The sequence below is a fragment of the Frondihabitans sp. 4ASC-45 genome (genome assembly GCF_049472575.1).
Lineage (GTDB): Bacteria > Actinomycetota > Actinomycetes > Actinomycetales > Microbacteriaceae > Frondihabitans.
Genome location: NZ_JBCEBN010000013.1, coordinates 1 through 25,278 on the forward strand (window position 1 = coordinate 1; position 25,278 = coordinate 25,278).

At 62.2% G+C, this 25,278-nt stretch carries 19 protein-coding genes; 5 read left to right on the top strand and 14 right to left on the bottom strand.

Annotated elements, in window-relative coordinates; translation table 11 throughout:
* Positions 1–37 precede the first annotated feature (37 nt).
* The gene (locus VH571_RS15665) at positions 38–658 is read left to right on the top strand and encodes an MFS transporter (protein WP_423265387.1); all 621 of its coding nucleotides are present in this window, start codon (positions 38–40) and stop codon (positions 656–658) included.
* A 110-nt stretch (positions 659–768) separates the two neighbouring features.
* Here the strand turns inward: VH571_RS15665 and VH571_RS15670 are convergent, their stop codons facing one another.
* From VH571_RS15670 to VH571_RS15690, 5 genes are all read right to left on the bottom strand, one after another.
* A complete protein-coding gene (locus VH571_RS15670) occupies positions 769–1,512 on the bottom strand; it encodes an SDR family oxidoreductase (RefSeq protein WP_423265342.1) in 744 nt (247 codons plus the stop codon).
* Entirely contained in the window at positions 1,509–2,546 is a 1,038-nt protein-coding gene (locus VH571_RS15675; RefSeq protein ID WP_423265343.1) for a low temperature requirement protein A, read from the bottom strand. The genes VH571_RS15670 and VH571_RS15675 overlap by 4 nt, the downstream gene beginning before the upstream one ends.
* Position 2,547: 1 nt before the next feature.
* Positions 2,548–2,856, bottom strand: coding sequence for a hypothetical protein (locus VH571_RS15680; protein WP_423265344.1), 309 nt, complete (start codon positions 2,854–2,856; stop codon positions 2,548–2,550).
* A 4-nt stretch (positions 2,857–2,860) separates the two neighbouring features.
* Positions 2,861–3,244, bottom strand: coding sequence for a nuclear transport factor 2 family protein (locus VH571_RS15685; RefSeq protein WP_423265345.1), 384 nt, complete (start codon positions 3,242–3,244; stop codon positions 2,861–2,863).
* Positions 3,245–3,496: 252 nt separating this feature from the next.
* Complete coding sequence (locus tag VH571_RS15690) at positions 3,497–4,318, bottom strand: helix-turn-helix transcriptional regulator (RefSeq protein ID WP_423265346.1); 822 nt, start codon at positions 4,316–4,318, stop codon at positions 3,497–3,499.
* A gap of 100 nt (positions 4,319–4,418) precedes the next feature.
* Here VH571_RS15690 and VH571_RS15695 point away from each other — a divergent pair, with 100 nt between their 5' ends.
* Complete coding sequence (locus VH571_RS15695) at positions 4,419–5,525, top strand: DNA alkylation repair protein (RefSeq protein ID WP_423265347.1); 1,107 nt, start codon at positions 4,419–4,421, stop codon at positions 5,523–5,525.
* A 1,688-nt stretch (positions 5,526–7,213) separates the two neighbouring features.
* Here VH571_RS15695 and VH571_RS15700 read toward each other — a convergent pair.
* From VH571_RS15700 to VH571_RS15710, 3 genes are all read right to left on the bottom strand, one after another.
* The gene (locus VH571_RS15700; RefSeq protein ID WP_423265348.1) at positions 7,214–7,822 is read right to left on the bottom strand and encodes a hypothetical protein; all 609 of its coding nucleotides are present in this window, start codon (positions 7,820–7,822) and stop codon (positions 7,214–7,216) included.
* Between the two features lie 535 nt (positions 7,823–8,357).
* The gene (locus VH571_RS15705; protein WP_423265349.1) at positions 8,358–8,576 is read right to left on the bottom strand and encodes a hypothetical protein; all 219 of its coding nucleotides are present in this window, start codon (positions 8,574–8,576) and stop codon (positions 8,358–8,360) included.
* On the bottom strand, positions 8,573–14,371 hold the full coding sequence (locus VH571_RS15710; RefSeq protein WP_423265350.1) for a beta-1,3-glucanase family protein: 5,799 nt from the start codon (positions 14,369–14,371) through the stop codon (positions 8,573–8,575). The genes VH571_RS15705 and VH571_RS15710 overlap by 4 nt, the downstream gene beginning before the upstream one ends.
* A 265-nt stretch (positions 14,372–14,636) precedes the next feature.
* Here VH571_RS15710 and VH571_RS15715 point away from each other — a divergent pair, with 265 nt between their 5' ends.
* Positions 14,637–14,981 carry a hypothetical protein gene (locus VH571_RS15715; RefSeq protein ID WP_423265351.1) on the top strand — a complete coding sequence of 115 codons (345 nt, stop codon included), beginning with the start codon at positions 14,637–14,639 and terminating at the stop codon, positions 14,979–14,981.
* A 1,724-nt stretch (positions 14,982–16,705) separates the two neighbouring features.
* Here VH571_RS15715 and VH571_RS15720 read toward each other — a convergent pair.
* The 4 genes from VH571_RS15720 to VH571_RS15735 form a co-directional block, all read right to left on the bottom strand.
* On the bottom strand, positions 16,706–16,951 hold the full coding sequence (locus VH571_RS15720) for a hypothetical protein (protein WP_423265352.1): 246 nt from the start codon (positions 16,949–16,951) through the stop codon (positions 16,706–16,708).
* A 447-nt stretch (positions 16,952–17,398) separates the two neighbouring features.
* Positions 17,399–18,955, bottom strand: a complete 1,557-nt coding sequence (locus VH571_RS15725) for a hypothetical protein (RefSeq protein WP_423265353.1) — start codon at positions 18,953–18,955, stop codon at positions 17,399–17,401.
* A gap of 256 nt (positions 18,956–19,211) precedes the next feature.
* Positions 19,212–20,234 carry an HD domain-containing protein gene (locus VH571_RS15730; RefSeq protein WP_423265354.1) on the bottom strand — a complete coding sequence of 341 codons (1,023 nt, stop codon included), beginning with the start codon at positions 20,232–20,234 and terminating at the stop codon, positions 19,212–19,214.
* A 1,006-nt stretch (positions 20,235–21,240) separates the two neighbouring features.
* Positions 21,241–22,356, bottom strand: a complete 1,116-nt coding sequence (locus VH571_RS15735; protein WP_423265355.1) for a three-Cys-motif partner protein TcmP — start codon at positions 22,354–22,356, stop codon at positions 21,241–21,243.
* Positions 22,357–22,586: 230 nt separating this feature from the next.
* Here VH571_RS15735 and tcmP point away from each other — a divergent pair, with 230 nt between their 5' ends.
* Positions 22,587–23,813: a three-Cys-motif partner protein TcmP gene (tcmP, locus tag VH571_RS15740; RefSeq protein WP_423265356.1), complete on the top strand. Its 1,227-nt coding sequence runs from the start codon at positions 22,587–22,589 to the stop codon at positions 23,811–23,813.
* Between the two features lie 21 nt (positions 23,814–23,834).
* On the opposite strand, the gene VH571_RS15745 is transcribed toward tcmP, so the two are convergent.
* Entirely contained in the window at positions 23,835–24,170 is a 336-nt protein-coding gene (locus VH571_RS15745; protein WP_423265357.1) for a MarR family transcriptional regulator, read from the bottom strand.
* 67 nt (positions 24,171–24,237) lie between these two features.
* On the opposite strand from VH571_RS15745, the gene VH571_RS15750 reads away from it, so the two are divergent.
* On the top strand, positions 24,238–24,984 hold the full coding sequence (locus tag VH571_RS15750) for a DUF5131 family protein (protein WP_423265358.1): 747 nt from the start codon (positions 24,238–24,240) through the stop codon (positions 24,982–24,984).
* Between the two features lie 15 nt (positions 24,985–24,999).
* Here VH571_RS15750 and VH571_RS15755 read toward each other — a convergent pair whose 3' ends face one another.
* Entirely contained in the window at positions 25,000–25,131 is a 132-nt protein-coding gene (locus VH571_RS15755; RefSeq protein WP_423265359.1) for a hypothetical protein, read from the bottom strand.
* Positions 25,132–25,278 lie beyond the last annotated feature (147 nt).

Genomic DNA, 25,278 nt, shown 5'->3' on the forward strand with positions numbered 1-25,278 from the left:
GCCCCCCCCCCCCCCCCCCCCCGTCGCGATCCACCTCCTGACCGACCGCTTCCGGACCGGCGCCCTAATCAACATGGGCCTCACGACCGGGGCGCACTTCGCCATGCTGTTCATGATCGCCCTCTACCTCCAGCGGACGCTCCACTACAGCCCACTGCTGGCAGGACTCGCCTTCCTGCCCCTAACTCTGACCGTCTTCATCTTCACCAGGTGGGTCCCGCGACTCGTGGATCGCTTCGGCAGCCGCCTCGTCCTCGTCAGCGGCGGTGTGCTCGTCACCGTGAGCCTTATGCTCTGGTCTTCCTTAAGCAGCACGAGTACCTACATCGGCGTGCTCCTGCCGCTCCTCGTCCACGCCTTCGGCGTCGCTCTGATATTCACCGGCGGCACGCTTGCGGCCATGGACCGCGTGGCCGACAGCGATGCAGGGGCCGCATCCGGAATGCTTCAGATGGTGCAGCAACTCGGCGGTTCGCTCGGAATCGCCGTCGTCGTCTCCGTCTACGCCGCCCACGCCACTCCGGGCAAGTTCCTCCCCGGCGTCTCCGTGGCGCTTCTCACGGCCGGAGGGCTGGCAGCCCTAGGCGGAATCGTGGCGGTCGTGATGCTTCGACGACGCCCCACGCCTCTCGTCTCCGATAGTCGGTCTCGCCGTTGAACGGCCTGTGCTGAGGGACGCTAGTAGCCAGCAAAATGGATGGGGGTACTCATGGTGAGTCCTTCGTTCGGTGCTGCCCGGTGGTGGGTCGATGTCGTCTCGCAGGGAAGCTACCCCTGGAGGGTGGGACGGACGATGATCTCGTTGACGTCCACGGACGACGGCTGCGTCACGGCATAGGCGATCGCCTCTGCGACGGCCGAGGCTGGCAGGCCGAGCTGCTCGGACGCGGCGCGGGCGGCGGCTCGAGTGGTCTCGTCTCCGCCACGGTCGGCGAGTTCGCTGATCGTGTAGCCGGGGCTGATGATGGTGACGCGGACGACGGTGCTCTCCTGGCGCAGCCCCTCCGACAGAGCTCGTACGGCGAACTTCGTGGCGCTGTAGACGGCCGCGGTTGGGTCGACGCGAAGGCCGGAGACCGACGCGACGTTAATGATGTGCCCGTGGCCCTGCGCCTCCATGAGGGGCAGCACGGCTGCGATTCCGTGCAGGGTGCCGCGCAGGTTCACGTCGATCATCTGATTCCATTCGTCGATCCGTAGCGCACTCACCGTGGACAAGGGCATGACCCCGGCGTTGTTGACGAGCACGTCGATGGTGCCGTTCGCTTCGCGGGCGGCGCCGACGAATGCTCGGACGCTGTCGATGTCCGTGACGTCGAGTTGACGCGAGTCGGCGCGACCGCCGGCCTCACGGATCTCATCGACGATGGTCGTGAGGCGGTCGGTGCGTCGGGCCCCGAGGAACACCGGATAACCGAGGGAAGCGAGGTGCCTGGCCGTGGCCTCCCCGATGCCGCTGCTTGCTCCGGTGATGAGGACGGCGCCGTCGTGCGAGGTGGTCGTTGCAGTCATGAATACTTCTTCTTTCTGTAGGTGGTGCGGGTGATTCGTGCGTAGACCGTGGTGGCAGCGAGGAAGAGCGCGGCTCCTCCGGCCGCGGAGATCCAGCTGAAGGATCCGGGCGGTTCGCCGCTCCCAAGGCGTTCGATGACGCCACCGAGCCCGAGGGAGACGAGCAGGATCCCAGCGACGATTCCGAAGTGCAGGTAGGTGCCGATGGTTGCGATGGCCGTCCTCCGATTGCCGACCAGGGTGTCGATATGACCCTCGGCCGAACTGGAGACGCGGCCGAAGTAGATCCACCACATTCCGAGGGAGACGGACACTGCAGCCAGGGAGACGAGCACGGTGCTCGGGGTGAGGTCCAATCCCGATGCCGCCAGGCCGATCGAGATGATCGACTCTCCGAGGGCGAGGATGACGACGAGTCCGTGACGTTCGGCGTAGTGAGCGGCCGAGGGCAGTTGCCACGCGCCGCCCTGGGAGGTTGCGAAGACGGTGATGCCCTCGAGGGCGACCGCTGCAAGCCAGAGGACGATCTGCGGGATCCCGCCGACGAGGGCGCCCACGATCAGTGCCGCGGCGACGGGGCCGACAGTCGCGCCCATGGTGCGAATGACCTGCCTGCGAAGGGGAGAGTCGCGTCGCGCGGCCACGACATTCACAGCCGTGTAGGCCAGCGAGAGAAGAACGAAGCCGATGGCGAAGAGCAGAGCACCGGATCTGCTTTCAAGCGTGTGGGGATAGGTCTTGGGGATGGCGATCGAGAGCACCAGCACGATGGCAATTGCGACGAGGATCCCGACCCGGACGGCGCCGCGGTCGGCGATCTGCTGGTTGGCCAGCCAGGCATGAGACGCCCACGACCACCAGAGAACGCCGAGAACGGCGAGCCCGCTGAGCACGCTTCGGACACTCTCGCCGTCGGCCATCAGGTGAGTGACTTGCGTGAAAGCGAACACGTAGACGAGGTCGAAGAAAAGTTCCAGGGGTGTGGCCCGGTTGGATGACGCGAAACCGGTGGCTGTTGATGCCGCCTCAGACATCTCAGCTCGCGTCGATGCCGTGGGCCAAGGTCGTCAGTTTCCAGTCGACGGTGGAGTGGTCGATGCTGGCATGGACGGGCGATGCCGCCATTTCGTCGCTAATTCCGGCGGCTCCCGAGCGGGCGTGTTCCATGCTGTCGTAGGCGACGATGTCGATGATGGTGCCGTCTGCGCTCTCCATGATGCGTCGCCATTCGAACCCGGGCTGTCGCTTCAGGTACTCGTCGATGTCGGCGTTCGCCGCGACGAAGTCCGCTGTGCTGAGGCCGGTGGACAGTCGGAGGGTGGTGACTTCGAGCGTTTCGGTCATAGTGTCAGTTCCGTTCGGTGTTGAGCATGTTGAACTTGCTGCAGAGCCCGGACGCGTCGAAGTGGAGCGTCCAGACGTTGTCGAAGTCGCCGAGCTCGACGTAGTGGCCGATTCCGGTGATCAGGACGGTAGGACCATCGATGCTGGCGATCGACCAGTCAGAGTCCCATCCGCCCTGCTGCCAGTCCCAGCGGCCGCGCCATCCCTCGACGATCGCGTCGCGGCCGATCCACTCCGTGTCGAACGGTGCCTCGTGGTACTCGGCGTCTTCCGTGAAGAGGTCTTCGATGTCCGCCTTCTCGTTGCTCCTCCAGGCGAGAAGGTAGGAGTCGACCCATGTCGTGATGGTGTCGGTGGTCGGCGGGAAGGGGAACGTGTCGGTCGTCATGTCGATTGCCGTTTCTTGTCGTCGGGCACGGGCGAAGATTTTGCTGTGGCGAATGGCTCGCTGAGACGAGTCTTCGGGCTCGGCAACATCGGAGGAAGGTCGCGACAAGGGGGGTGCGGCACACCCTCCATCACACGGTTGCCGCGCTGCGGAACATGTGCGAACGGCGCACGGGTTATGCACCCATCGCCGGGTCTTTTTCGCCGCAGCGAACGGCGGCGTCAAGCTGGCCGCGCGGACGACCGGGGCTGCTCAGGCGGCGAGCGACGCCAGGAAAGCGAGCGAGTCGGCACTGCGACTGCCAGGCGCTGCGGTGCCGACGAGCAGCTGCTGACCCGGTGCGTCGTGCACGTCGAAAGTCTGGTACGTCAGCTCGATGCGCCCGGCCTCCGGATGCTCGAAGACCTTGAAGGCGCGGGTCAGGCCGCCCACCTTCTGGTTCTCCCACTCCTCGCGGAAGTCGCTCGACACCTCGAGCATCTCGGCGACGAGCGTCGAGATGGACCTGTCGCCCGGGTAGAGCCCCGAATTCAGGCGCAGGGCGCTGACCGTGGAGCTCGCGACGACCGGCCACTCGGTGAAGACGACGCGCGACTCCGGGTCGGTGAAGAGCACGCGGACCATGTTCTGCGTGCCGGCGAAAGGCGCCAACAGAGCGGCTGCGATCGCGTTCGTCGCCAGGACGTCGAACGAGGGGCTCAGGACGTAAGCGGCCGACGTCGGAAAGGCGTCCAGAAGACCCAGCAGCGCGGGGTGGACGAGGGTGCGGCCGCTTTCGGGCGCCATGCTCGGGTTGAGACCGGCGATGCGGAACAGGTGCCCGCGAGCGTCGGCGTCGAGACGGAGGGCACGGCTGATGGCCGTGATGACCTGCGGCGACGGGTTCGTCTCCCGCCCTTGCTCTAGGCGTGCGAAGTAGTCCGAGCTGACACCGGCGAGCACGGCGACCTCTTCGCGCCGGAGGCCCGCGACGCGTCGGGTGCCACCACCGGGCAGTCCGACCTCCGAGGGTTCGATCCGACCCCGGCGGGCTCGCAGGAAGTCGCCGAGTTCGTTCACCGCGCGCGCCGTCATGACCTCCACGCTACGGCTCTCGCCGTAATCCTCTCTAGGTGCGTCGCACCCCGGCTCACCCGGCCACGCGGTCGCGGCCCCGGTCTGCCACGGTGGGCCCATGCCCTTCGCAGACGAACTCATCGGAACGCACACCGCCCTTGCGCTCATCCATGCCATCGAGGTCGCCGCGCCCGACCGTCCGCTGACTGCCCTTCGGGCTACGCCTTCGCTCCTGGCTCCGCTCGCCCTCCGCGAACGTAGCGATCTCCTCCGGGATGCCCTTCTCACCGACCTGGACACGACCTACCCGGCGTTCGTGGCGGTGATACAGCGGGCGGCTGCAGGCTCTGCCCACTTCGCCGGCTGGCTCATCTGGCCCGTGACCAGCGCGGTGGCGGCGCGCGCCGTCGAGGACGGCAGCGACGCCGCCTTCGATGACGCTTTGGCGCTACTCGCGCAGCTCACGTCGCGGCTTTCGTCGGAATTCGCCGTCAGAACCCTCCTCAGGCACGACCTCCCCCGGGCGCTGGCCGTGATTCTGCGCGACTGGGTTGGATCCGATGACGTCGATATCCGCCGACTAGCCTCCGAGGGAACACGCGCCTACCTGCCCTGGGCCACGCGCGTTCCCGGTCTTCTCCAGGATCCCGCGGCCACCGTTCCAATCCTTGACGCCCTCTATCGAGACAACAGCGAGTACGTCCGCCGCTCCGTCGCCAACCATCTCAATGACCTGAGCCGGGATCACGCCACCCTCGTCGTGAAGACGGCCGCCGCGTGGCTCGAGAACGCCGACGAGAACACCCCTCGTCTCGTCGGCCGCGCCCTGCGCACGCTCGTCAAGCGCGGCGACGCGGGCGCTCTTGGCCTCCTCGGATTCCATCCGGCGCACGTGGACGTCACCGCTTTTACGCTTGACCGCCCGAGCATCAGAATCGGGGAGGCCATTATGTTCGCTGCGGTCGTCGCCAACGTGGGCGACGAGCCCGCACGTCTATCGATCGACTACGTCGTCCACCACCGCAAGGCCAACGGCCTGACCACCGGCAAGACCTTCAAGCTCGCGGTTCGGATGTTGGAGCCCGGCGAGCACTTCGACGTCACGAAGACGCACTCGTTCCGAGTCATCACAACTCGCACCTATTACCCCGGCGTCCACGCGATCGAGTTGCTCGTGAACGGCATCTCCGCTGGCCTGCGGGAGTTCGAGCTCACTCCGGCGTGACGCCTCGTTCTAGTCCTCAATCGCTGCGGCCAATAGTTGCGGTGAAGTCCTCGGGGATGTGAGCCTGACGGACTTTGTCAGCCGGCACTGGAGGTCAAACTCCCCTCGAAGGGCGTCTCAAAAACACTATTTTCGGAGACGTCCCAAGCGATCACCGTGACCATCTGATTGGCACAGCCACTCCCCCGCACTTGCACGGCTGTCAGGGATCACTGACTGTCCTGAAATGTTGTCTGGACGGATTTGCTGACGTTGAAGCGCTCCTAAAGCTTGTCGAGACACGATCAGCGCACAGGACCGCTCTCCCGGAGCCGCACCAGAGAACCACAGCTCCAGATCGATTCACGCCCCTCCGCGTCTTCGGGTGTCCGAATAACTGACGGGCTAGACCACGCGCCGGAAAGAGTGGCGAGGTTTCCCCGTTGTATCCGCAAGTCGGCTCTGATTAGCTCGCAACATGAGACACACGTTGAATGGAAGTCAGCGACGGGACGGCAGCGTCGTCGCGCTCACATGGGCCGTCGTCGTCTCCTGGCTCCTGGCCGTGGCGGTGGCCGCCTGCATTCTCGTACTCCTCAGTCACGCGCCAGATACATCCCCGGCCAGAACCCTCCTCATCCTCGGCGGAGCGTGTGGTGTCTTCGCGATACCAGCGGCCGCGGCGACTGTGGCACTTATCGTCATCCGAGTTCGTCAGCGGCGTTCGCTAATGACGGGCTAGGGAACGCAAGAGAGTGCTCTCCCGCCGGCGTCAGGGGTTCGACCTCAGCCCTCGGAACCACCTTGCCGACGACAGATCGAAGGCCGCTCCCGATAGGAGTGCGATCCGTACAGGCCGGAAGCTGAACCCCAGAAGCACCAGACACCCACAAAACAAGAAAACCCCCGTCTGAACGGGGGCTTTCTGTGGCGGCTGATCCGGGCCTAGTACCTAGCCCCGCATTCATAGGCATGCCTGAGGACATCGAAGGCGGTGGAGCATATTTCCGGAAGCATGTTTGGCATACATCACCGCGGATTGTTGAACCGGGATGGGCATGGAGCCGAGTGTCGCCCATTGCGCGTCGCTGCCTTCGCGCGGAACATGGACGCTAGGAACGGCTTTTACGCAAGGCGCCCAGGTGGCTGGCGGAACAGATCGAGGCCGAGTCCGGCCATCGGGAGTCGTTCGAGACGGTTGACAACATGATGCGCCGGCCAGGAGTCTACGAATGTCAGGTGTCCGTAGGTGAAGCTGCGTCAGATTCTTGAGTCACCTTCGATAGATGCGATGAGGGTCCGCAAAACCGTCAGATCAAGCGATTCACTCTGTGTAGCAAATTTGTTCTCCGCTGCATCCACGGAATCGTGCGGTAGTCCGGAGAGGACGCTCCCCTTATTGGGCACGCTGATGTCCCAAATGGCGGCTTGGATAACCTGCAGATTTTTGGCCCTGAAAAACGATCCTGTTCGTACGCCGTCAAACTCGGGTTGAGACAACCGCCCTGTCATATGGAAGACCACATTAAGACTGAGGGGGGAGCGCAAGCCGCGTCCGATCTCCTGAGAACGCATGTGGAGCCTCCCGATGATTGGCTGCCACAGCAGGCTCTGAGAGTCGGAGTCTCCGAACACGGCCCCGATGGCGAGGGGTGACTCCACGTGACTCAGCTTTCTTCCCAAAGCTCCGGACGAGGAAGCGCGTTGCTCTATCTAGCGCGCTTTTTGGCTATGGATTTCTTCAGTAGAGCCCGCGCCTCGCGCGCCAGCTCCTCGTCTTCTACGTACCTCTCGACCGTAGCGCGAGCGTCTTGTCCACCCAGAGTCAGGATGGGCCGCAGGAACAGAACTCGCGACTCCCCATTTCGCGGCTCGTCCGCGAGCTGAATGAGATCATGCACTTCGGTTGCTGTGGCAATGGCGGCAAGCGCTGCAGCCAACCCATCCCTGCGGTCTCGCGTTTTCGACGCAGAGTAGAGCGCTACAAGGTCCTTCCACGCAAATAGCGAATCCGGGACGGCCATTGCTCTCGCTAGACCCTCATCTATTCGTGCGGGATAGTCCCCGTGCTCCAGGTGCCAGAGCAGAACCGGCAAGGCCTCCGGGTAAGGTTCAGCCCGCGGCACCAAATCCCATACGGACTCGATGTCGTAGCCAATGTTGCGCAGTTCGCTGACGATGTCCTTCTCGGCATCCGCCCAAACGGCTCGCTGACGGAACCTCTCGAGTTCAGGTTCTTTCGCCTCAGCGACGAACTGCAGGTTCGCCTCTAGCTCTGCCATGATCTCCGCCGCCGTCTGGCCCGTTCCTTTTGTCATGGGATGCACATTAGAGACGTTTGCATCCTGACGAACGTTTCAAGGCCTCTGCTTGAAGGTGCCTCAGGTGCGCCAGCGCCGCGGGCTTCTCTTCCGCATTCAGCGTTGCGCAAATCACGTATTCGAGTTCTCCGACCGAGGTCTCCAGCAAGCGAGCAACGGGGCTGCGCTGAAGAGATGAGGCTTCATATGCCTGAGAGAAACGAGGTTGGCGCCCTGCGGGGGGCTCATCCAATCCTTCATAGCGGGCCATGTTCCGAAGGACAGCCCACAGAGTCCACACATCGGCTTGAATCGTTTAGCGACCACAATGACGACGATCTTCTCGCTGAACTCGCCTACGACAGCGACGACTTGGTGCAGGCGGGAGCATCTCGCGAGATCCCCGACCAGAGACCATTTCGGGTAGATGAAACAGTGGGCACGTCAGTGGCTTAAACGCATAGCGCACGCACGTGCACACCTGGGTCCGGCATCGGCTGGTGCCAGTTCCGCGTCGCGCCTCTCTCCAAAATTTTTGAGAAGTGCCCAAGCATCAAAGTCGCTCCTCGGCCTTCTCGAGGAACCACATCAAGGTCGTCAACGGTATCGCCTCCGCCCGGAAGGCCGAGAATGTACGAATTTTTGTGTCGCCGTCCTCGAATACTTCCGCTACGCGCTCACCATCCACGTCACTAAGCAACTCAAGTCCCATACCGTCTCGTTCCCCGACGGAGCTGGCCAGGAGGATGTGGTACCCGCTTACGGCGCTCATGGCTCCAAGAATCCCATGAAACTACCGTCGATTTTGAATCGAAGACCTCTCCCTCGGGAATCGAAGACGTGGATGACGTTGGTAAGGGTGTCTGTTCGCTGCGCGTCATTCAGGATCTCATCAAAGAGCGCAAGCCCTTGTTGGTTGCGTTGAGGAGTGGTTCCCGTTGACAGACCCCGGAAAACGCTTCCTACACGGTCGGAGTGTTTCTGAAGAGCGCGTCCCGCTTGTGTAAAACCGGCCCGGTCGGCTGCCTGGGCGGCCTGCCTCAACTCAAGGCCTGAAAATCGTCCAAACATTTTCGCGGATGCCGCTCCACCCGCTCGAAGAAGGGTACCGGCCGCTCCACTAACCACCCGAGAAGATATGACGTCAACGGCTCCCCCGCCCGCGGCGCCCGCAACAGCACCGAAAGCAATCTCTCCTGCACTAGCTTGACGATTCTCCAAGACGGCCGGTGCCGCGTATGAATAGGCAGCGCCTGAGTAGGCGCCGACGGCTACGGCTCCCCCGAGTCCACCCGTGGCGGCAGTGAGAACGACAGTTCCGGTGACGGCGCCGGCGATGGTTCCGCCCTTGTACCAGCCGGAGGTGTAGTTGACGGTGTCCTGATAACCGAACAGGCTCGAAGCCGCCTGACGGCCGCTGCGCGTCAGCCCGAAGGTAAGTCCATCGGCCGCTCCCCAGAGGAAGTCAGAGAACGCGTTGTCACTGACAGACCGGAGCCCGAGGGGGTCAATGAGGTTGAGCGGGTTGTTATTGGCGTAGGGGTAAGGCGTGGCCGTGGCAGGATCGCCGGGCACCGGGTCGAGGGGGTCCGTGGCAGCGAAGCGGCCCGTCTGCGGGTCGTAGGCTCGCGCCCCCATGAGCGGCAGGCCGGCAACGGTGAGCTGTCCTCTGTATCCGAACGCCAGCGCGAGGTTGCTCGTGGCACCGGTATCAGCGCCCGCCCCATAGGCGTCGAAGGAGGATGCGTCCGTGATCTGCGCGGTGCCGCTGCTAGCGAGGCTTGAGCCGAGGGCGTCGCGAGACAGATCCGTACCAGCAGTACCTGTTTGAGACTGAAGGCGGGTGCTGGAGTCACCGTAGAAGAAGTCCGTAGGCGTTGCACCACTCGTGTCCGGGGCCAGTGTTGCGACCTGGCTCAGGCCTTCAAAGCTCAGCCAGTTCAGCTTGGACGTCTTCTGTGTGCTGGTGGTGGCGCCAGCGGCCTGCTGTGTGGTGGCGATCGTTGTCGGGTCGCCGTCACCGTTGCGGGTGAGGGCGGCGACAAGGTTACCGGCCTTGTCGGTCCGCTCGATTCGAATGGGCGCAGTTCCGCCGTCGTAGCCGAGCTTTAGCGCGGTGCCATCCGTGCCCGTCTGGTTGGTCAGGCGTCCGGCACCGTCGTAGGCCAGGGTCGCCGCTGCTTGCCCGCTTTTACTAATGCCGGTGAGTTCGTTGGCGGCGTCATAGGTGTAGCCCTGATCCGTGCCCCCCACGGTGCTCGCGGTCCGGTTGCCGGCAGCGTCGTAGGCGTAGGTGCTGTCGTTGTTTCCGGGGCCGTCGGCTGATGTGAGCTGGCCGGCTGCGTCATACCCGTAGGAGGTAGTTCCAGCGGAGGTGGCGAGGGTGCTGATGCGCCCGGCCGCGTCGCGGGTGATGTCCGTTGTCGCGGTGTCTGCTTGCGGGTTGAGCTGCTGGGTGTACTTCGACAGCTGGCCGTCCAAGTAGGTGAAGGTGCGAACGGCACCCGCGGCAGAACCCTCGCGGGTGACTTTCCCGTCGGGGTCGACGGAGTAGGTCAGGGAGTGTCCGTGGTTGTCGGAGACGGCTGCCAGGTTCCCGTCGGCGTCTCGCCCATAGCTGACGACGGTGCCGTCGGGGTAGTTGATGGTGGCGGGTCGGCCGTCGCCGTCGTAGGTGAACGCGAACGTGGATCCGTTCGGGTTGTCGAGTTTGGTGAGCTGGCCAGCAGCGTCGTAGGTGTATTTGGTCGTGCCGGTGCTGTCGGTCATTCCGGTGCGGTGGCCCCGGTTGTCGTAGGTCCACGACACCTTCTTGCCGCTCGGGTCGGTCCGGGAGATCAGCTGCCCCGTGCGGTCGTATCCGTAGGAGGTCTGCTTGTTGTCCGGGTCGGTGGAGGTCAGCACGTTTCCGCTGGCGTCGTATGTGAAAGCGGTCTTGCGCCCCAGGGGGTCTGTCTTGGCGGTGAGCTGCCCCGACGGGTCGTATGCGTATGTGGTCTTGTTCCCGAGAGGATCGACCTGGCTGGTCATTCGACCTGCGGCGTCGTAGCCGTACTTCGTTTTCCCTCCGGCGGCATCGGTAGCGGAGTCCATCTGACCAGATGCGTCGTATGTGTACGTGCTGGTGCCCTTGGTCGCGTCCGTGACGGAGGTCACCTTCCCGGCGGCACTGTATGTAGTTGCAACAGTCCCCTGACCCGGCTGGGAAACGGAAGTCTGGTTTCCTGCCGCGTCGTAGCCGTACTGCGTCACGAGCCCGTTGGGACTGGTGATGCTCTTCTGCCGGCCCGCCGCGTCGTAGGCGTAGGACCAGACGTGGTTGCCCGGGGTGGTCTTGGTGGTCAGGTGCCCGGACGCGTCGTAGCCAAGCTTGGTGACGTACCCCATCGGGTCGGTGGAGGTCGCGAGGAGACCGGACGGGGTGTATGTGGCGCTGGAGGCGCGTCCCAGTTCGTCTTTCGTGCTGGTGGCGTTCCCGTTGACGTCGTACCCGGTCGACACGGTGGTTCCGTCCGGAGCGACCGTTCGTGTCAAACGCCCAAGAGCGTCATACACATACTTAGTTAGGTCGCCGTCGGCGTCGGTGGACGAAATCAGGCGTCCCGCGTCGTCGTACTGCTGCGTATCAACCTGGCCGCCCACACTTGAGGCCGTCTGGCGTCCAGCGGAGTCGTACGAGTAGGTCGTCGTCTTCCCGTCGAGGGTGGATGTGGCGGCGCGACCGAATGCGTCGTAGGTCAGTGTGGTCACCGCCCCGGTCGGGTCGGTTGCCTTGGTGAGGTCGCCCTTGGCGTCGTAGCCATAGGTGGTCGCAGCACCACCGGGGGCGGTGGTCGTGGCCAAACGCCCGGCGGTGTCGTAGACGAAGGTCGTGATCAGACCATCGGCGTCCGTAGTCGACGCCACCCGCCCAGCGGGGGTGTATGCCGTTTTGGTGATCGCCCCGCGGGGGTCCGTCACCGACGTCTGACGACCGGAATCGTCATAGCCGTAAGTCGTCGTCTTGCCAGCACCATCAGTGACCGTCTTAGTCCGGCCAGAGCTGTCATACGTGTAGGCGGTGACGTCACCGGTCGGGGTAGTGATCGATGCGACGTTGCCGTTCGGGTCATACGTGTATTTGCTGACCTTCCCGTCAGCGTCCGTGCTTGCGTTCAGTTTCGAGCCGGAGACATCGAACGATGTCGTCGATCCGTCCGGCAGGGTAGCGCCGGTGGGAATGCGAGAGGTTCCCGTGAAGGTGTAGCTGACTACCTCGCCGGAAGGGCCGGTGATCTTCGTGTTCCGCCCGGCAGTGTCATAGGCGTACTTCGTCGTCGCACCGTTCCGGGTCACGGACGACACCAGCCCGGCAGCGGTGTAGGTGGTGTCGGTGGCGGCGCCGGAACGGTCGGTGGTGTGGGTGGGGAATCCGGACGCGTCGTAGGTGCGGGTGGCGGTGGTGCCATCGGCTGCCGTGACGGTCGTGAGCCTGCCCAGCACGTCGTATTCGTAGTGCATCTGAGGGGTGCCGTCCGCGGCGGTCACATCGGTGGCGCCGTGGGCGGTGTCGTAGACGAACTCTTCGGTCGGATCCCCCGGACGCAGCTGCTCGAGAACGCGCCCATCCTTGTCGTACCGGTTGGTGACGATGGTCTTGCCGTCGGCGTCCGTGGCGGTGGTGAGGTACCCGGTGGTGTCGTAAGCGAAGGTTCGCTTGCCGCCGCTCGGGTCGGTGATGGAGGTGAGGTGACCGGTGGCGTCGTAGCCGAGGGTGGCAACGCGACCATCAGATCCCTGCACCGTGGTGATCTGCGACCCGGTGTAGCCGAGGCTGATGGAGTGCCCGTCCGACGCGGTCAACCCAGTCGGCTTGTTGGCGGAATCGCGGGCGATAGAGAGGGTCCGGTTGCTGGCATCCGTGAAGCTCGTGACTCGGCCTGCCGCATCGAACTTCTCAGTGCTGCCGTCCTGACGAGAGACCGACCATCCGGTGGAGCCTTGCGTGAGCGCCGCTGTGATGCCCTTGGGCGCGGTGTAAACCGTTCCGTTCTGGACGTACTGGGCAGTGGACCCGTCCGGCCAGCGGACCAGGACCTTTCCGGATCCCTGGTCGGTGACGCTCTCGGAAAGGAGCGATGTCCAGCCCGTCCCAAAGGACCCGGCTGTTGTGTTCCTGGAGTTGTACGAGAGGGATACCCGCGGCGACCAAGCGTCCGCGAAGTCGAGAATGTCTTCGTCGTCGGTGTAGTTACCCGTGGCGACGTTCACCGGATCGTCGGAGTACCCGGCGAAAGTGGCCTTCCCGAAGAGCGAGTCGACGGAGGTCGTCATGGGCTTGCCGGACGCGTCCGTCGAGCCGCTGAAGGGCGCGACGGTCATGTTGGCGCTACGGGGGCTGTCGGCGTTGATGCTGGGGCTGAACTCGGCGACGTCGTCGAAGGCGAACCCGTAGGCGTTGCCGTTGCTCTCGGCGAGGTGCATTGCCTTGGAGTACAGGTTGGACTTCACACCCGGCGGGTAGAACGCGGTGGCGTCATAGGTCGCCTGCGTGTCGGAGCCCTTGATCGCAGCCGTAGACATGGTCCCGCGGTTGAACGCGGCACAGAGGCGCGCGCCGATCGCGAGAGCGGCGTCCTGGTTCGGTTGACCGGTCGGCTGGGTCGCGCCTTGGCACGCCAGCAGATCGGAGGTCGTGGGCTGGGTAAACGTGCCGACCGTGGCACCAGCCGCGTTGGTGAAGACGAACTTCCCGCTCTTCACCTTGCCGGTGAATTTACCGAGGGCCGTGACCACCGTCAGGGGTTTGGACGTGTAGTACGTCCAAGCGTCGGTGACGTACTGCGCCATGTAGCTGGCCGAGATGGTGCCGGCCTCGACACCATGGATGGGCGCCATCGCCCGAACCGGGGTTTTTCCGTCAGCGCGGTACTGAATCAGGTTGCCCCACCCGTAGGACTTCAGGGCGTTGAAGATCTTGTTCCGGCCGTTGCCGACGAGACGCCCCTGGGTTTCATTGGAGCCATCAGCGTTGGTGACGCTCACGGAGATCGGGACACTGAACATGTCGACCATGGTGGTGTTGATGAAGATCCGTGAACCGTCGCGCGCGAACTCGACCCAGTCGTAGATCGTGCCGTAGTTCGGGTCCGTCTTGACCCATCCAGCAGGCTCGACGAGCCCCTTGGGGGTGAGGAAGAACTTCAACTTTGTCGAGAACGACATGTAGATGCGCCCGGCAATCAGACCTGAACGCAGCTGCAGCGTCTTCGTTCCACCCGTCGCGGGGCCCGCAATCGATGTGTCAGGAGCAGCCGGCGGCGCCGTGCCACTAGGGACGCTGGTGGGGAGAGTGAACTTGTGCCAGGTCCCGGCCGCGTCGACGTAGCCCTGCGCACCGGTGGCCTGGTCCTTGGCCATGATGTAGACATACGTCGCATCGGTCAGACCCGAGTTATTGGTGACCGTGTACGGCAGAAGATCCGCCGCCGACGCTCTCAAGGGGCCGTATGACAGCCCGACCAACGCGAGAAGCAACCCTGCAACGACTGCTGCAAGCACGCGAGAGCGCATAGAAATAGCGCGCATTTTTGACCCCTGTTTCCCCTCAAACACGACCGTCCCCCACCGGGAGGTCACGACATATCGGGGCAGATCAAACATCGTCAGGAGACGTATGGAGTCCGCCTCAACTGCCAACACTTAGACATTGGCAGAACCTGTGAATTAAGTCAAAATCACATGCGAACCGCAGAATTGGTTTGGCTTTTGCGAGACGGTGCCGTCTTCCGTGAACCCGACGATCAATCACCACTTCCTAACGCTTGCAGATTAGCTGCCGTTAGAAGCACCCATGAAACCTCAACGCACGCCCGCCTACCCCTCGAACGCGCCAGATCTTCTAATGAATGAGGGAGCCTTCGTGCGTGTCACGCTGAAGGTCGATCAGATAGGTAGCGAGATCGAGATTGACGGCGCTTCGTTGACCGTTTTCAACGCCAGAAACGTCGTGTTATTCAGTATCGAATTCGGGCCTGATCGCGAAATCACGAACTTCGACGACGCTGTCGACATGGCTCGTGAGCAGATTGCACTCCTGGGGACCGCAATAGGTAAAGAGATCGAAATGGGAGACGAGATAGAGGACTTTGAATCGCCATCAGGCTCGAGGGACTTCGAAATCGTAATCACCGTTTAGGCGGACTGCCGTCAAGTCTGTCGACTCGCGTTGCAAAAAAAGGTCGGCTCCGTCCAGGTCATAGCGGACTACAGGCGGGGGAACGGATCTCGAGATGGAAGATGAAGCCAGGGATTAACCCCCGAGCCCGAGCACTATTGCCATCTGCGGCACCGCAAGGAGGCAATACGGGCGCATGACCGAGAACGACTCACACGTCGAAGTTGTCAAGTCGCACGGTTTTGGCGAAGTTGTCAGGAGAAACCCTGTCGCATGGTCCACGGTTCCTAACCACGACAGAGAGATGATCATCTCTATCTACCCGGTGCCACTGGCTTCCGCAGAACTGCGCTTGTTACGCCACGCGGCCTTGAGGCTGGCAGAGGAGCGACGTGGCGTTAGTCGACTTGACGAACGCCTACACGGGCCTCTCGTCCGAACACACCATCACCTGAACCATCGATCTCGCCCTACTTAATCCTCTTCGTACCCGAGGGTTCGATTGGATTGCGCAGCTCGCCAGACCTGACCTCGAATCCTGAGGGTAGTACTTCGATGCCAACCCGCTAGTCGCGAATACCATGGGCTCGGGCTATCTGATCGGCATCGTTATCCACGCCCCGTGCCCGCAGCTCGGCCACGAGGACGTCCCGTGGCGGCACATTGCTTGTGTACGTCTGATCACACGGTCCTACGTAGAACCTTCATCCCACTGCAACAGAAAACAAGAAGGTGGCCTACCTTATTGCAGGCCCAAGGGGAGTAGGGTTCCAGAATGGCAAAAGTTAATGTGGGCGACATCGTGGAAGTAGAGCTACCGAACCGCGGAGGACTAATATCCGGGGTGGTGAGTTCCGTCGACTCTGATGGAACATCCTTCAGCATGACTGAAGATGGAACCGGCGACGAACACTCGTTCGATTGCCAAAATTCAAACATAACCGTAACTAACCACTCTTCATAGATAGGGAAATCAGCTGAGCGCTTCATTCTCAGCGACGCCGAGAGTCTGCGGCGGTGGCTAAGAAACAGGACCTCAACATCCCGTCTTCGGCGGTATCCTGCGATCAATTATGAGGTCAAGTCGACATCAGTCTTGACACGATGTTTGCAATGCTGAGCCCAGGAGCGCTGTAGCAACCCACTCGCAAAGCTCGTCATCTCAGGAAACCCTATGGGAGCCACCATCGCAAGAGGCAGGCCTCGCCATTGCGCGCCAAAGGCTTGGCAAGCCCTTTCCGAAAACCCCTGATTAAACGCACCTCGTCAAGACCCGCAACGTCGGTCTCAGCACATATCGCTGGCGCAAGAAGCACAGCTAGCCTCTTTGGGGGCGGGCTCGAGCGAGAGCAGGAAGCCTGCAAGCCGCTTTCCAGTTTCGGGGCTTCGCGTTATTGGATGTCCGGACGAATAGTCCATTCAGCGCGGCGAGTGAGGAAAGCCCAGTTCTGGGCTGCGCTTCATTCAGATTTACCGGATGCTGACAATAGAAGCTCGGCCTCAATGGCGAGCTGTTGTCGAGACGTTCCGGCCTCTGTTCGGGCTTACTCAATGAGATCGGCAAGGGCATCGGCAGCTGCCCGCGGGCCTTTCCTGGCTCGTGCCACAGGGGTCGATGCGAGCGGACGGGGCGGCTCAGTAACCCGGCTAAACGCCGCCCACCAAGCTGGAATATCGCCCGGAGACTTTGGACGGGCACGTCGGACAAGCTCCCGACTCGTGAGGAATCATGAAGGCCCAGGGGCCTACACCTCGGGTACGACAATCTCGACTTTGTTGTTGCCCCAGGCGGCCACCGCCTGGGCCGCCTCCTGCCATGTCGCAGCTAACTCGAAATGCCTGTCGACGGGGATGTGTCCAGAGCGAATGATCTCGGTCGCCCATCGGTCGGGAGCGGATTCGTGAATAACGGCCACGGTCCGACCGTCGAGCCGAGCCGTGACCTCGATTGTGCCGTCATCCTGGGGTTCGGCTATATAGCTCGTCTTCATTTTGTCCTCCTAAGGGAAGCAGACACTTCTACCAGTTTCTGATCGGCAGCGACCTCTCCTGCCAACTCGTGGCCGTGGTCCGCGACGAGACGAGACGATAATCGCGTTCTACCTCGTCGCGACCGGCGAACTTGTCGTCGAGCATCCCCTGCCGGCCCGAGGGGTCACCCACACCAGCAATGGTCGACCCCGCGGCCCAGGGACCGCACCGTCACCAAAGTCCTGACACAGCAACCGTCACCGATGTCTCGACGCAGAAACATCACCGATGACCGGAGACATCACACTGCCAGCGTCGCGCGCAGACCCTAAAGTAGACCAGACACCGCGGCTCGCCACCACTCCTCTGTCCTGCTCCGCTCGTGCGGACCTGTTGCCCGTCCACAGATAAGCGCATGCCATGGAGGATTCGCGCGTCTTGATCCGCGTGGTGCGCTCGGCGATCCATTAGTCCGCTGGTACGCCTCTGCCCTCGTCGGTGTCGCCGTCAGTACCCGGCTGGGATACACCTTCGGCTGCCGCGATCTTCGCAGGTCCGGTATAAGTAGCGGCTTGCTCGTGGTCAGAGAATTGTGGCAACAGAAGGAGAAGCTCATCGACGGCTCTTCTGACGTCGTGTCGAGGCCCTGAAGCTCCCTGACTCCTGTGGAGCAACGAGCGAATATTCCGGACCTTGCGATCATCCCAACTAATATCTGCGGGCAACAGATCGATCTCGATGCGGGCGAGAGTCACCAACGAGTGAGCAATGTGCTTGCGAATACCCAAATTCTCACCGATAGACACGCTAAGTTTGGCATTTCGGCGCGCCGCCGGCAGGTCACGATTTCGCCTCTGGATACTGGCCAAAACGTTCAAAGCCAGAGCAGCTGGTTCGTCGCGCCTCGAAACGATCCCGCCAGTTCCGATGACTTTCTCATTGAGAACATCGAGCACTTCGGGGATTCGATCTAAATCTTTGTAGAACTGGGCCAGAACTGTTCTGGCGAAGAGCTTCTCGTCGGAGGCCGAACCAAATGCGTCCAAGGCACGCCGACCATACTCCAGAGCTGCCGGGTGGTCTCCCTGATCGAAATAAGTTTGCGCCATGCCGAGGTGGATGCGACCAAGCGACTTGGCATAATCAGCGGAATCGTCAGCAGGTGTCTTCTCCAGCGAGGTTTCTGCTCTCCTGTACTGGCTAAGAGATTCAGTCAGACGCTCAGGGTTACTCTCGGAGCGAGCCAAATCACGGAGCACCCGCCCGTGGGACGAACGAGTAATGGCAAGACCACGATTGTCATGCGTTCGCTGAAGGGCCGCTTCCGCGCGTCGAAATAGCTGCAAGGCCTGTGTACGTCCCGACTCGTGAGCTTGAACGCCCAACAGGTGTGCCGCGATCCCTTCGGCTTTGTCTCGATACTTGGTCTTGAGCACGCCTTCGAATAAGGGAGCTGCCTCACGTCGCTTCCCGGCCTGCCACAATGAAAGACCCTCGATGAACATCAAGCTGCGGTCGTCAGCTGAAGAGAAACGTCGAAGCAAAACAGCGGCCGAAGCGGAATCGTGGGGCCGTCCGAGCCGCGACGATCGATGGACGGTCTCGATCAGCTGATCAAACCGCGTCGAGTCCTCCGGTGCCGCAATGACGGCAAGGCTCTCTAAAAGGACCCGGGTTCCCCGAGGTCCAACAATCGCCTGGAGGGCGCTCCCGAGCTGCCCCTGCGCATTCTTCGTGTAGATCTCCAACGCCTCGGCAATGAGGTTGTCGTCTCGCTGGCGAACGGCCTCCAGCATCGAATCGCGAACTAACTCCGGCACACGGAGCAAATCTTTCACTGGCTCAAGAATGCCGGCTGCAGCCAACTCGAAGAGATAGTCGGCCGCCCATTTGGAAGAAACAGTGACGTCCAAACGCTCCTGGATCAAGGTCACGACGTCGACGCCAGTGTCGAAATCGAAGTAGGGAACAGCGCTCAGCAACTCAATCGCTTGCCGTTTAGCGAGGATCTGATCGAGTGCCATCTACCGAGTCCCGATCTCGCTCATGTCTTCACTGAATTTTGCCTTCATAGCTTCCTCGTAGTTGAGGAAGTACTGGGTGAGCAAGTCGGTTCGTCGGCCAAAGAACTGGGCGGCGAAATCGCGAAGTGCTCTCGGGTCCGTCTTTCCCACATTCAGAACGGTCCAAGCTGAGTCAGACACTGAGGACTCCTGTTCGCTGTGGGAGGTGATGAAGGAAGACACGAGATCAATCGCAGTCAAGTTCTTCAGGGCTTTGTTAATCAGCCAGTCTGAATCCTGCTCCGTCAAGGATTCCATGCCTGACAGGGCGAACACAATCCGGATGGTGCTTTCGGAGGCGGTGTCGAGGAGCTTCCCCAGCAGCTCGCCGCGTTGCGCCCGCTCGTCCGCGTCGTCGAAGCCGTTCGAGACCTCGGCGCGTCTTGGCGTTCTCGGCTTTGATTACAGCGAGCACATTGGCGGTGACTCGCTTATTTGGGATATCGATCCACCGTCGTGTGACTGCTACGCGGGGATTCATCTGCATCTTGCCGTTGTAGCCGGCGTCGAGTTCGCCGTCGATCATGACCATTTGGATCATGAGCTTGTCGACGATCCAGGCTTCCACTTCGGCCGCGTCTGATCGGATCAGATTGGCCGGGAACGCGAGGTCAAGGTTGATCGTGACGCCGCTACTCTCGTCGGTCAGGTGCACATGGGAGACGCACTGGTGCTTCAGCCAGTGCGCACCAGACTCGGGCGACAGGTCGGGCTGGCCTTCGTAGTCGAGAGCGCGTTCGTTGTGGAGGTCCAGCTCGTCGCTCAGGAGGAGCAGGGCGGCGAGAAGGTGGATCCGGATTTTTTCACCGCGAAGGTGTTGAACCTCGTCGGTACCGTCGAGAACATCTCGATAGAAGCTAGTTCCGTGCGCGTGGGCGACGATGCCGATGGCACTCAACAGCAGCGCGTCCTGCAGCTTGAAATCGAACTCTTTCGACTTTAGGAGGTCTCGGGTTCGTTGGGGATGGTTTCTGCGGACATCGACGGGACGGTCATCCTGGCCGGCGTTCTGCATGCCGATGTCGTGGACCCAGGCGGCTGCAACCAGGACGAACCGTTCGACGAGGTTTAGCTGAAGTCTGTCGGGGACGCCAGAAACCTCGATGAGTTCCTCGGCGCGGTTCGCCACGCGACGGGAGTGAGTATGCGAATGATCCGTGAAGCCCCATTGTGTGGCAACGCGCCACCATGCCGTGGTCTGCCGCTCCAGCTCATCGAGAACATCAGCAAGGTCGCTCAAGCCCCCACTGCGAAGTTCGTCCTGCAACAAACGCTTGATCCCCTGTCCCCACCAACCAATGTATTTCACAGTACACGAAAGTGAACTGCCGTCACATTTGTTTCGCCCGCTGCCCCAGGGCGGCTCAGGGGTCGCGCGGCGTGTTGGCGTGATCCAACGCAGTTAGGCGTCACCCACTGGCAAGTCTCTTCGGGGAGAGAATGAGTTCTCCTGTGGCTTGGCCTCGTAGTCAAACGGAATATGGAGCGGCGAGGTGGAGGAGTGCGTGAGCCAGCACTCGGCGGCCTTCGACACGAATGGGTCCAACGATCTGAAGCCGCCGACTTTGAGGGCGAACCACGCCCCGCGGGGTCGAGAGCCCGGTTGAGACGAGAGAGCGGCACCGCTTTGCGCGTCCTTCCTGGACATTCGAGTCCACCAGGACGAGGTTCCCGGCCAATACTTCGCCGCCACCCGCGCAAAGAACGAGAAGACGATCGGAAGCGTCTCCGTCTGAACACGGAGCCACACGAACAGGATGCCGTCGCTCGAGTGCTGGCCTCGCTCCTCGTCGCGCGGGGCGCGCTCGACGACCACAACCAGGTACCGCATCGCGTATGGACGCGAGCCGTCCCAGACGTTCCCGGTGTCTAGTTTGGCTACAAGAGTGTCCTAGCCGACCGTTCGGGCAGAGATCCTCGGCTCGACGGTCGCGTGTTCACCCCTCACGACTTCGAACCGGTGTTTCGCCGTCTCGTCGAGGCAATAGATGTCATGTCCGAGTCCGTCGCCCTGTCCGGCTCCCTCACTCGACGCGGCAAGCATCCGGAAGTAGATCGCTGAGTGGCTTTACCGGGGTCGCGAGCAGGGAAGAGAGGCGCATCCGTCGAACAACGCCCCGGCTTTGCTAGCCGGATCGGACGGCGGATGACGGCCGCCGAGCCCCCGGACATCTCCTTTCGGCCCCTCACACGACGGGCTGACTGGTTTGGCGGCGAAGGCGCTTGACCGATGGGCGCCGCCGTGATCAGTCGGTGGCGATCGCGGGCAACGAGGGGAACGTCACTTGCGTTCCAGGCGGAAACTGCTTCGGCCGCCGCTGGTTCGGCGAGGAAATCTTGCCTGCGAGCTGAAGGGGCACGAGCGTTCTCGTCTTCAAATGCGACGACACGTAGGGGGTCGACGTCACCACGAAATCCGCCAACGTGCTTATGTCCACTGTCTTACCGGCAAAGGTCTCAAGCAACTGGGATTGGAGGGGCGCCGTGTCCGGTTCCGGTTGGAAAAGCACCGGCTGACCGCCCAGGCTGTCTCGGAAACGAAAATCGCCGGATGGGGCTGCCTTCCACATGGCACCCTTCATTCTGTCAAACCCGACGCTGCTGTTCGTGCAGAAAAAGAGGTAGTTGATGGCCTTTCCGTTCGCGCCAAGCATCTCGAAGCTTCGCACATGCTTGAACCCGCAGACATTCTTGAGTTGCCGCTCATAAAGGTCGTGGAGAAACTGTTGACGGCCAGGGTCCCCGGCCGCGGGGGCATTCTTGAACTCAGTCGTGCCGTAGAGCGCCTCGAAGTGGACGTCCACCTGTTGGCCGGCGGTAGCGAACCTGTTCAAGCTGTTGATGTCAAAGTAGATGAACAGTTCGCTTTTGGAGTAGCTCATCAGGCGGCGGATGACATCCATCGGAACGTCCTTGTAGCCGAAGGGATCAAGGAACGCGAAGGTCGGGGCGAGGTCCTTGTGGCCAAGACTGCCGAGGATATCCTCGGCGACCTCCGTAAAGTTCTTGTTCTCGACGATGACTTTTACGTGCTCAGGCCACCCGCCGCGGGCGACACGTTCGGCCTCAACGACTTGTTCTAAGGACGCGAACCGCTCCGCATGGTTTTCGGTGAACACGAAGATGTACTCGGTGCCGGACAAGTTCGCGGCGTAGTTGTGGTCCAGGAACGTTCCTAGGGCGATGGCAGGTGACCCCGGCTCACCGTTGAGGTAGCGGCCCGGTCCGGCAAAGCCGTCCATGAACACGACGCGCCGGTTGAATTTTCCCAGGATGGGGAACCATGCGCCCAGGTACGTGCGCAGCAGGTCGTGCTTGACGCTGGTGTGCGCGGCAATGTCCCAGATAGCTTCCTTGCTCATGTGCCCCCCAAAAGGCGTAGTGGTGACTTCCCGTAGAACATTGTCACCGGGTCGAAGGGACTTCACAGCCGGCGACGCGCTCAGTCCCACATATCAGGGTGGGCCTGGTCATCCAAGGATGCTGGCGCCAGAAGCGCCTTACGGTCCCGCTGCCGCGACCGACAGTGTGAGAGGGGGAACTGGATCGTGCCGCACAGGGCGCACGCCCCTGAGGGGAAGCCGGTACGGGCATGGCCAAGCACGATGCGTTTTTCGACGTCAACAAGAAATCGGCGGCGATCCTCAAGCATGCGATTCTTCGAAAGTATCTGGCGGTCTTTGCTGCGCGGCTCGGCTCAACATTAGTCGGCCACCGAGTCGGATTCGTCGACGGATACGCCGGACCCGGAAACTACGTCAACATTCGCACCGGCACGGTCTCAGAAGGATCGCCGCAGATCGCTCTCAAAATCGCGACCGGCCTACTGGCAACCGGCCGAAAGCTGGACTGCGTCTTCGTCGAGAAAGACCCTGCGATTTTCTCCCGCCTCAACGCTCTGGTCAGCACGGCTCACACACCCGCCGTCGCGTGGAAAGGCGATATCGCCCACCATCTGCAGCAGGCAATGGCGAGACTCGACGGAGTGCCCACGTTGGTGTTCCTCGACCCGTTCGGCGCGACAGTCGACGTGGATATGACGATCAACACCATCCTTAAGCGGCCCGGCATGGTCACAACGGAGCTACTACTCAACTTCAGCCTCGATGCCCTCCGCCGCATCGGCGGCCGCCTCTTCGAAGATGATGCGGCGCCCGGACGCACCAAAGCCCTCGAACGCGCCGATGGCTGGCTCGGCGGCCCCTGGTGGCGGCAGCATTTCTTCGACGCGGCATCCACCGAAGACAACGACTTCATCGACAACGCCGCCACGGCCGTGGCCCGTGAGTACAACAAACGCATCCAGAGGGCCACCGGCTGCTCGACCTTCAGCGTTCCCATTCGGCGCCGCGCCCACCATAAGCCGATCTTCTTCCTCACCCTTTTCTTTCCCCGGAATTTGGCCGGATACGCTTATAACGAGGCCGTCAGCCTTGCATTGCAAGAATGGCGAAAGATCATGGGCGAACTGGACGTCGACGATGCAGCCAGACGCCAGGAGAAGGAAGGCTTCGTCCTCGGCGAGCCTTCACCAGAGGAGCTGACGCAGATTCTCCAAGCCGCCGCCGTCCAATTCGATGCCGACGTCATCGCCGACATCAAGGAGAATCTGCGGCAGCAGTTCGTCGAGCACGCCTCCTTGTCGGTCGAATCGCAAGTGAAACTGGTCCTCGGTAGGTCCCTCGGAGCGGGCCGCGAAAAACACTTGCGGGCTGCGTGGAACCAGCTCTACGCCGAAGGAGTCACTGCCGGAAAGGCGCCGAGCGGGAAGCTTGACCGGGTGATCATTCAGCGCCGCACGGCGCCCGTATTCCGCTGACCGCACGCCGGAGCACTGCGGCTAAGTGGACCGGGACGGCTCGTCCTGGTGAAGCATTGCCGTCTCGCGCGCGCGCTGAGCCAGCTCCCGACACCACTCCCACGCTGAACTGGCGTTCCGGACGTAAAACTTGCTGCGGGAATCTCCCGAGTCCAAGGGTGAGATCAACCCTGTTGCCAGCAACGCTTTGATCGGGTCCTGGACGTTACTCGTGGACACATCCAACGCCTTCGCGAGTGTGCTCAACGTCACCATCCCGTCGCCGGACTCGGCAATGGCGAGCATGCACTCCAGACGGTACTTCTGCCCGAAAGCGGCACGCGACAGCTCCCGCACAGCATCGACATATGCCTCCATTTCGGGTATCCTATTACACGATTCCCGTTACGGGAATCGCGTAACGGAAATTACGTAGGGGGAAGAGATGGCAGCGAAGACCGGCATCGAGTGGACTGAGGTGACCTGGAACCCGACCACGGGATGCGATCAGGTGTCGCCTGGGTGCGACAACTGCTACGCGTTGACGCTCGCGAAACGGTTGAAGGCGATGGGTGCCGAGAAGTACCAGAACGACGGAAACCCTGTGACTTCCGGTCCCGGCTTCGGTATCACCCTGCACGAGAAGGCGCTGTCGCAACCGTTCAGGTGGAAGGCTCCCCGCACCGTATTCGTAAACTCGATGAGCGACCTGTTCCACGCGAGGGTCCCCCTGGACTTCGTCAGCCGCGTGTTCGACGTCATCAGCGCCACCCCGCAGCACACCTATCAGGTTCTCACCAAAAGGTCATCGAGGCTCCCGCGCATCGCCGACAAGCTGAACTGGCCCACCAATCTATGGCTCGGAGTCAGCGTCGAGAATGAGGACTACCTGCACCGAGTCGACCACCTCCGCCAAGTGCCGGCCGCGGTGAAGTTCCTGTCCTGCGAACCGCTGATTGGGCCTCTGTCGGCCCTGGACCTCACGGGAATCGATTGGGTCATCACCGGTGGCGAATCGGGGCCGAATGCCCGCCCGCTTGATGCGGGATGGGTGCGAGAGATTCGGGACAACTGCATGGAGCACGATGTGCCCTTCTTCCACAAGCAGTGGGGTGGCCGCACGCCCAAGGCCGGCGGCCGCGACCTCGACGGCCGCATCTGGAGCGAGATGCCAGCTCTCGCCAGCGCCTGATCATCTGTTTAGCGGCTAGCATTCCGGTTCGCCGGGCTCGGCCAGTCGTCGATTCAACTCGGCACTCTTCGCGGCAATCTGACCTGCCAGGGCCGCCACCAATGTGGCGGGTTCAGCCTCGTGGTCGTCCGTCGAGTCCTCGGGCATCCTCTGCTCCCTAGGCTCGCGGACGACCGACATCAAGGTCGGCGACTAGGCATCCGCGGGCTTTTGCGAGGGACGACCCAGGGCGCGCATCAGGTCGTCCACATTGTCGGATGAACGCCTGGGCCCGGCCTGGGACACCTCGATCTG

Excerpts from the sequence above, each read along its gene's own strand:
- VH571_RS15750 (WP_423265358.1), top strand. The coding sequence starts at position 24,238 with ATGGCAGCGAAGACCGGCATCGAGTGGACTGAGGTGACCTGGAACCCG.
- VH571_RS15710 (WP_423265350.1), bottom strand. The coding sequence starts at position 14,371 with ATGCGCGCTATTTCTATGCGCTCTCGCGTGCTTGCAGCAGTCGTTGCA.
- VH571_RS15720 (WP_423265352.1), bottom strand. The coding sequence starts at position 16,951 with ATGAAGACGAGCTATATAGCCGAACCCCAGGATGACGGCACAATCGAG.
- VH571_RS15695 (WP_423265347.1), top strand. The coding sequence starts at position 4,419 with ATGCCCTTCGCAGACGAACTCATCGGAACGCACACCGCCCTTGCGCTC.
- VH571_RS15725 (WP_423265353.1), bottom strand. The coding sequence starts at position 18,955 with ATGGCACTCGATCAGATCCTCGCTAAACGGCAAGCGATTGAGTTGCTG.
- VH571_RS15675 (WP_423265343.1), bottom strand. The coding sequence starts at position 2,546 with ATGTCTGAGGCGGCATCAACAGCCACCGGTTTCGCGTCATCCAACCGG.
- VH571_RS15670 (WP_423265342.1), bottom strand. The coding sequence starts at position 1,512 with ATGACTGCAACGACCACCTCGCACGACGGCGCCGTCCTCATCACCGGA.
- VH571_RS15745 (WP_423265357.1), bottom strand. The coding sequence starts at position 24,170 with ATGGAGGCATATGTCGATGCTGTGCGGGAGCTGTCGCGTGCCGCTTTC.
- tcmP (WP_423265356.1), top strand. The coding sequence starts at position 22,587 with ATGGCCAAGCACGATGCGTTTTTCGACGTCAACAAGAAATCGGCGGCG.
- VH571_RS15735 (WP_423265355.1), bottom strand. The coding sequence starts at position 22,356 with ATGAGCAAGGAAGCTATCTGGGACATTGCCGCGCACACCAGCGTCAAG.
- VH571_RS15715 (WP_423265351.1), top strand. The coding sequence starts at position 14,637 with ATGAAACCTCAACGCACGCCCGCCTACCCCTCGAACGCGCCAGATCTT.
- VH571_RS15705 (WP_423265349.1), bottom strand. The coding sequence starts at position 8,576 with ATGAGCGCCGTAAGCGGGTACCACATCCTCCTGGCCAGCTCCGTCGGG.
- VH571_RS15685 (WP_423265345.1), bottom strand. The coding sequence starts at position 3,244 with ATGACGACCGACACGTTCCCCTTCCCGCCGACCACCGACACCATCACG.
- VH571_RS15680 (WP_423265344.1), bottom strand. The coding sequence starts at position 2,856 with ATGACCGAAACGCTCGAAGTCACCACCCTCCGACTGTCCACCGGCCTC.
- VH571_RS15700 (WP_423265348.1), bottom strand. The coding sequence starts at position 7,822 with ATGACAAAAGGAACGGGCCAGACGGCGGCGGAGATCATGGCAGAGCTA.
- VH571_RS15755 (WP_423265359.1), bottom strand. The coding sequence starts at position 25,131 with ATGCCCGAGGACTCGACGGACGACCACGAGGCTGAACCCGCCACATTG.
- VH571_RS15690 (WP_423265346.1), bottom strand. The coding sequence starts at position 4,318 with ATGACGGCGCGCGCGGTGAACGAACTCGGCGACTTCCTGCGAGCCCGC.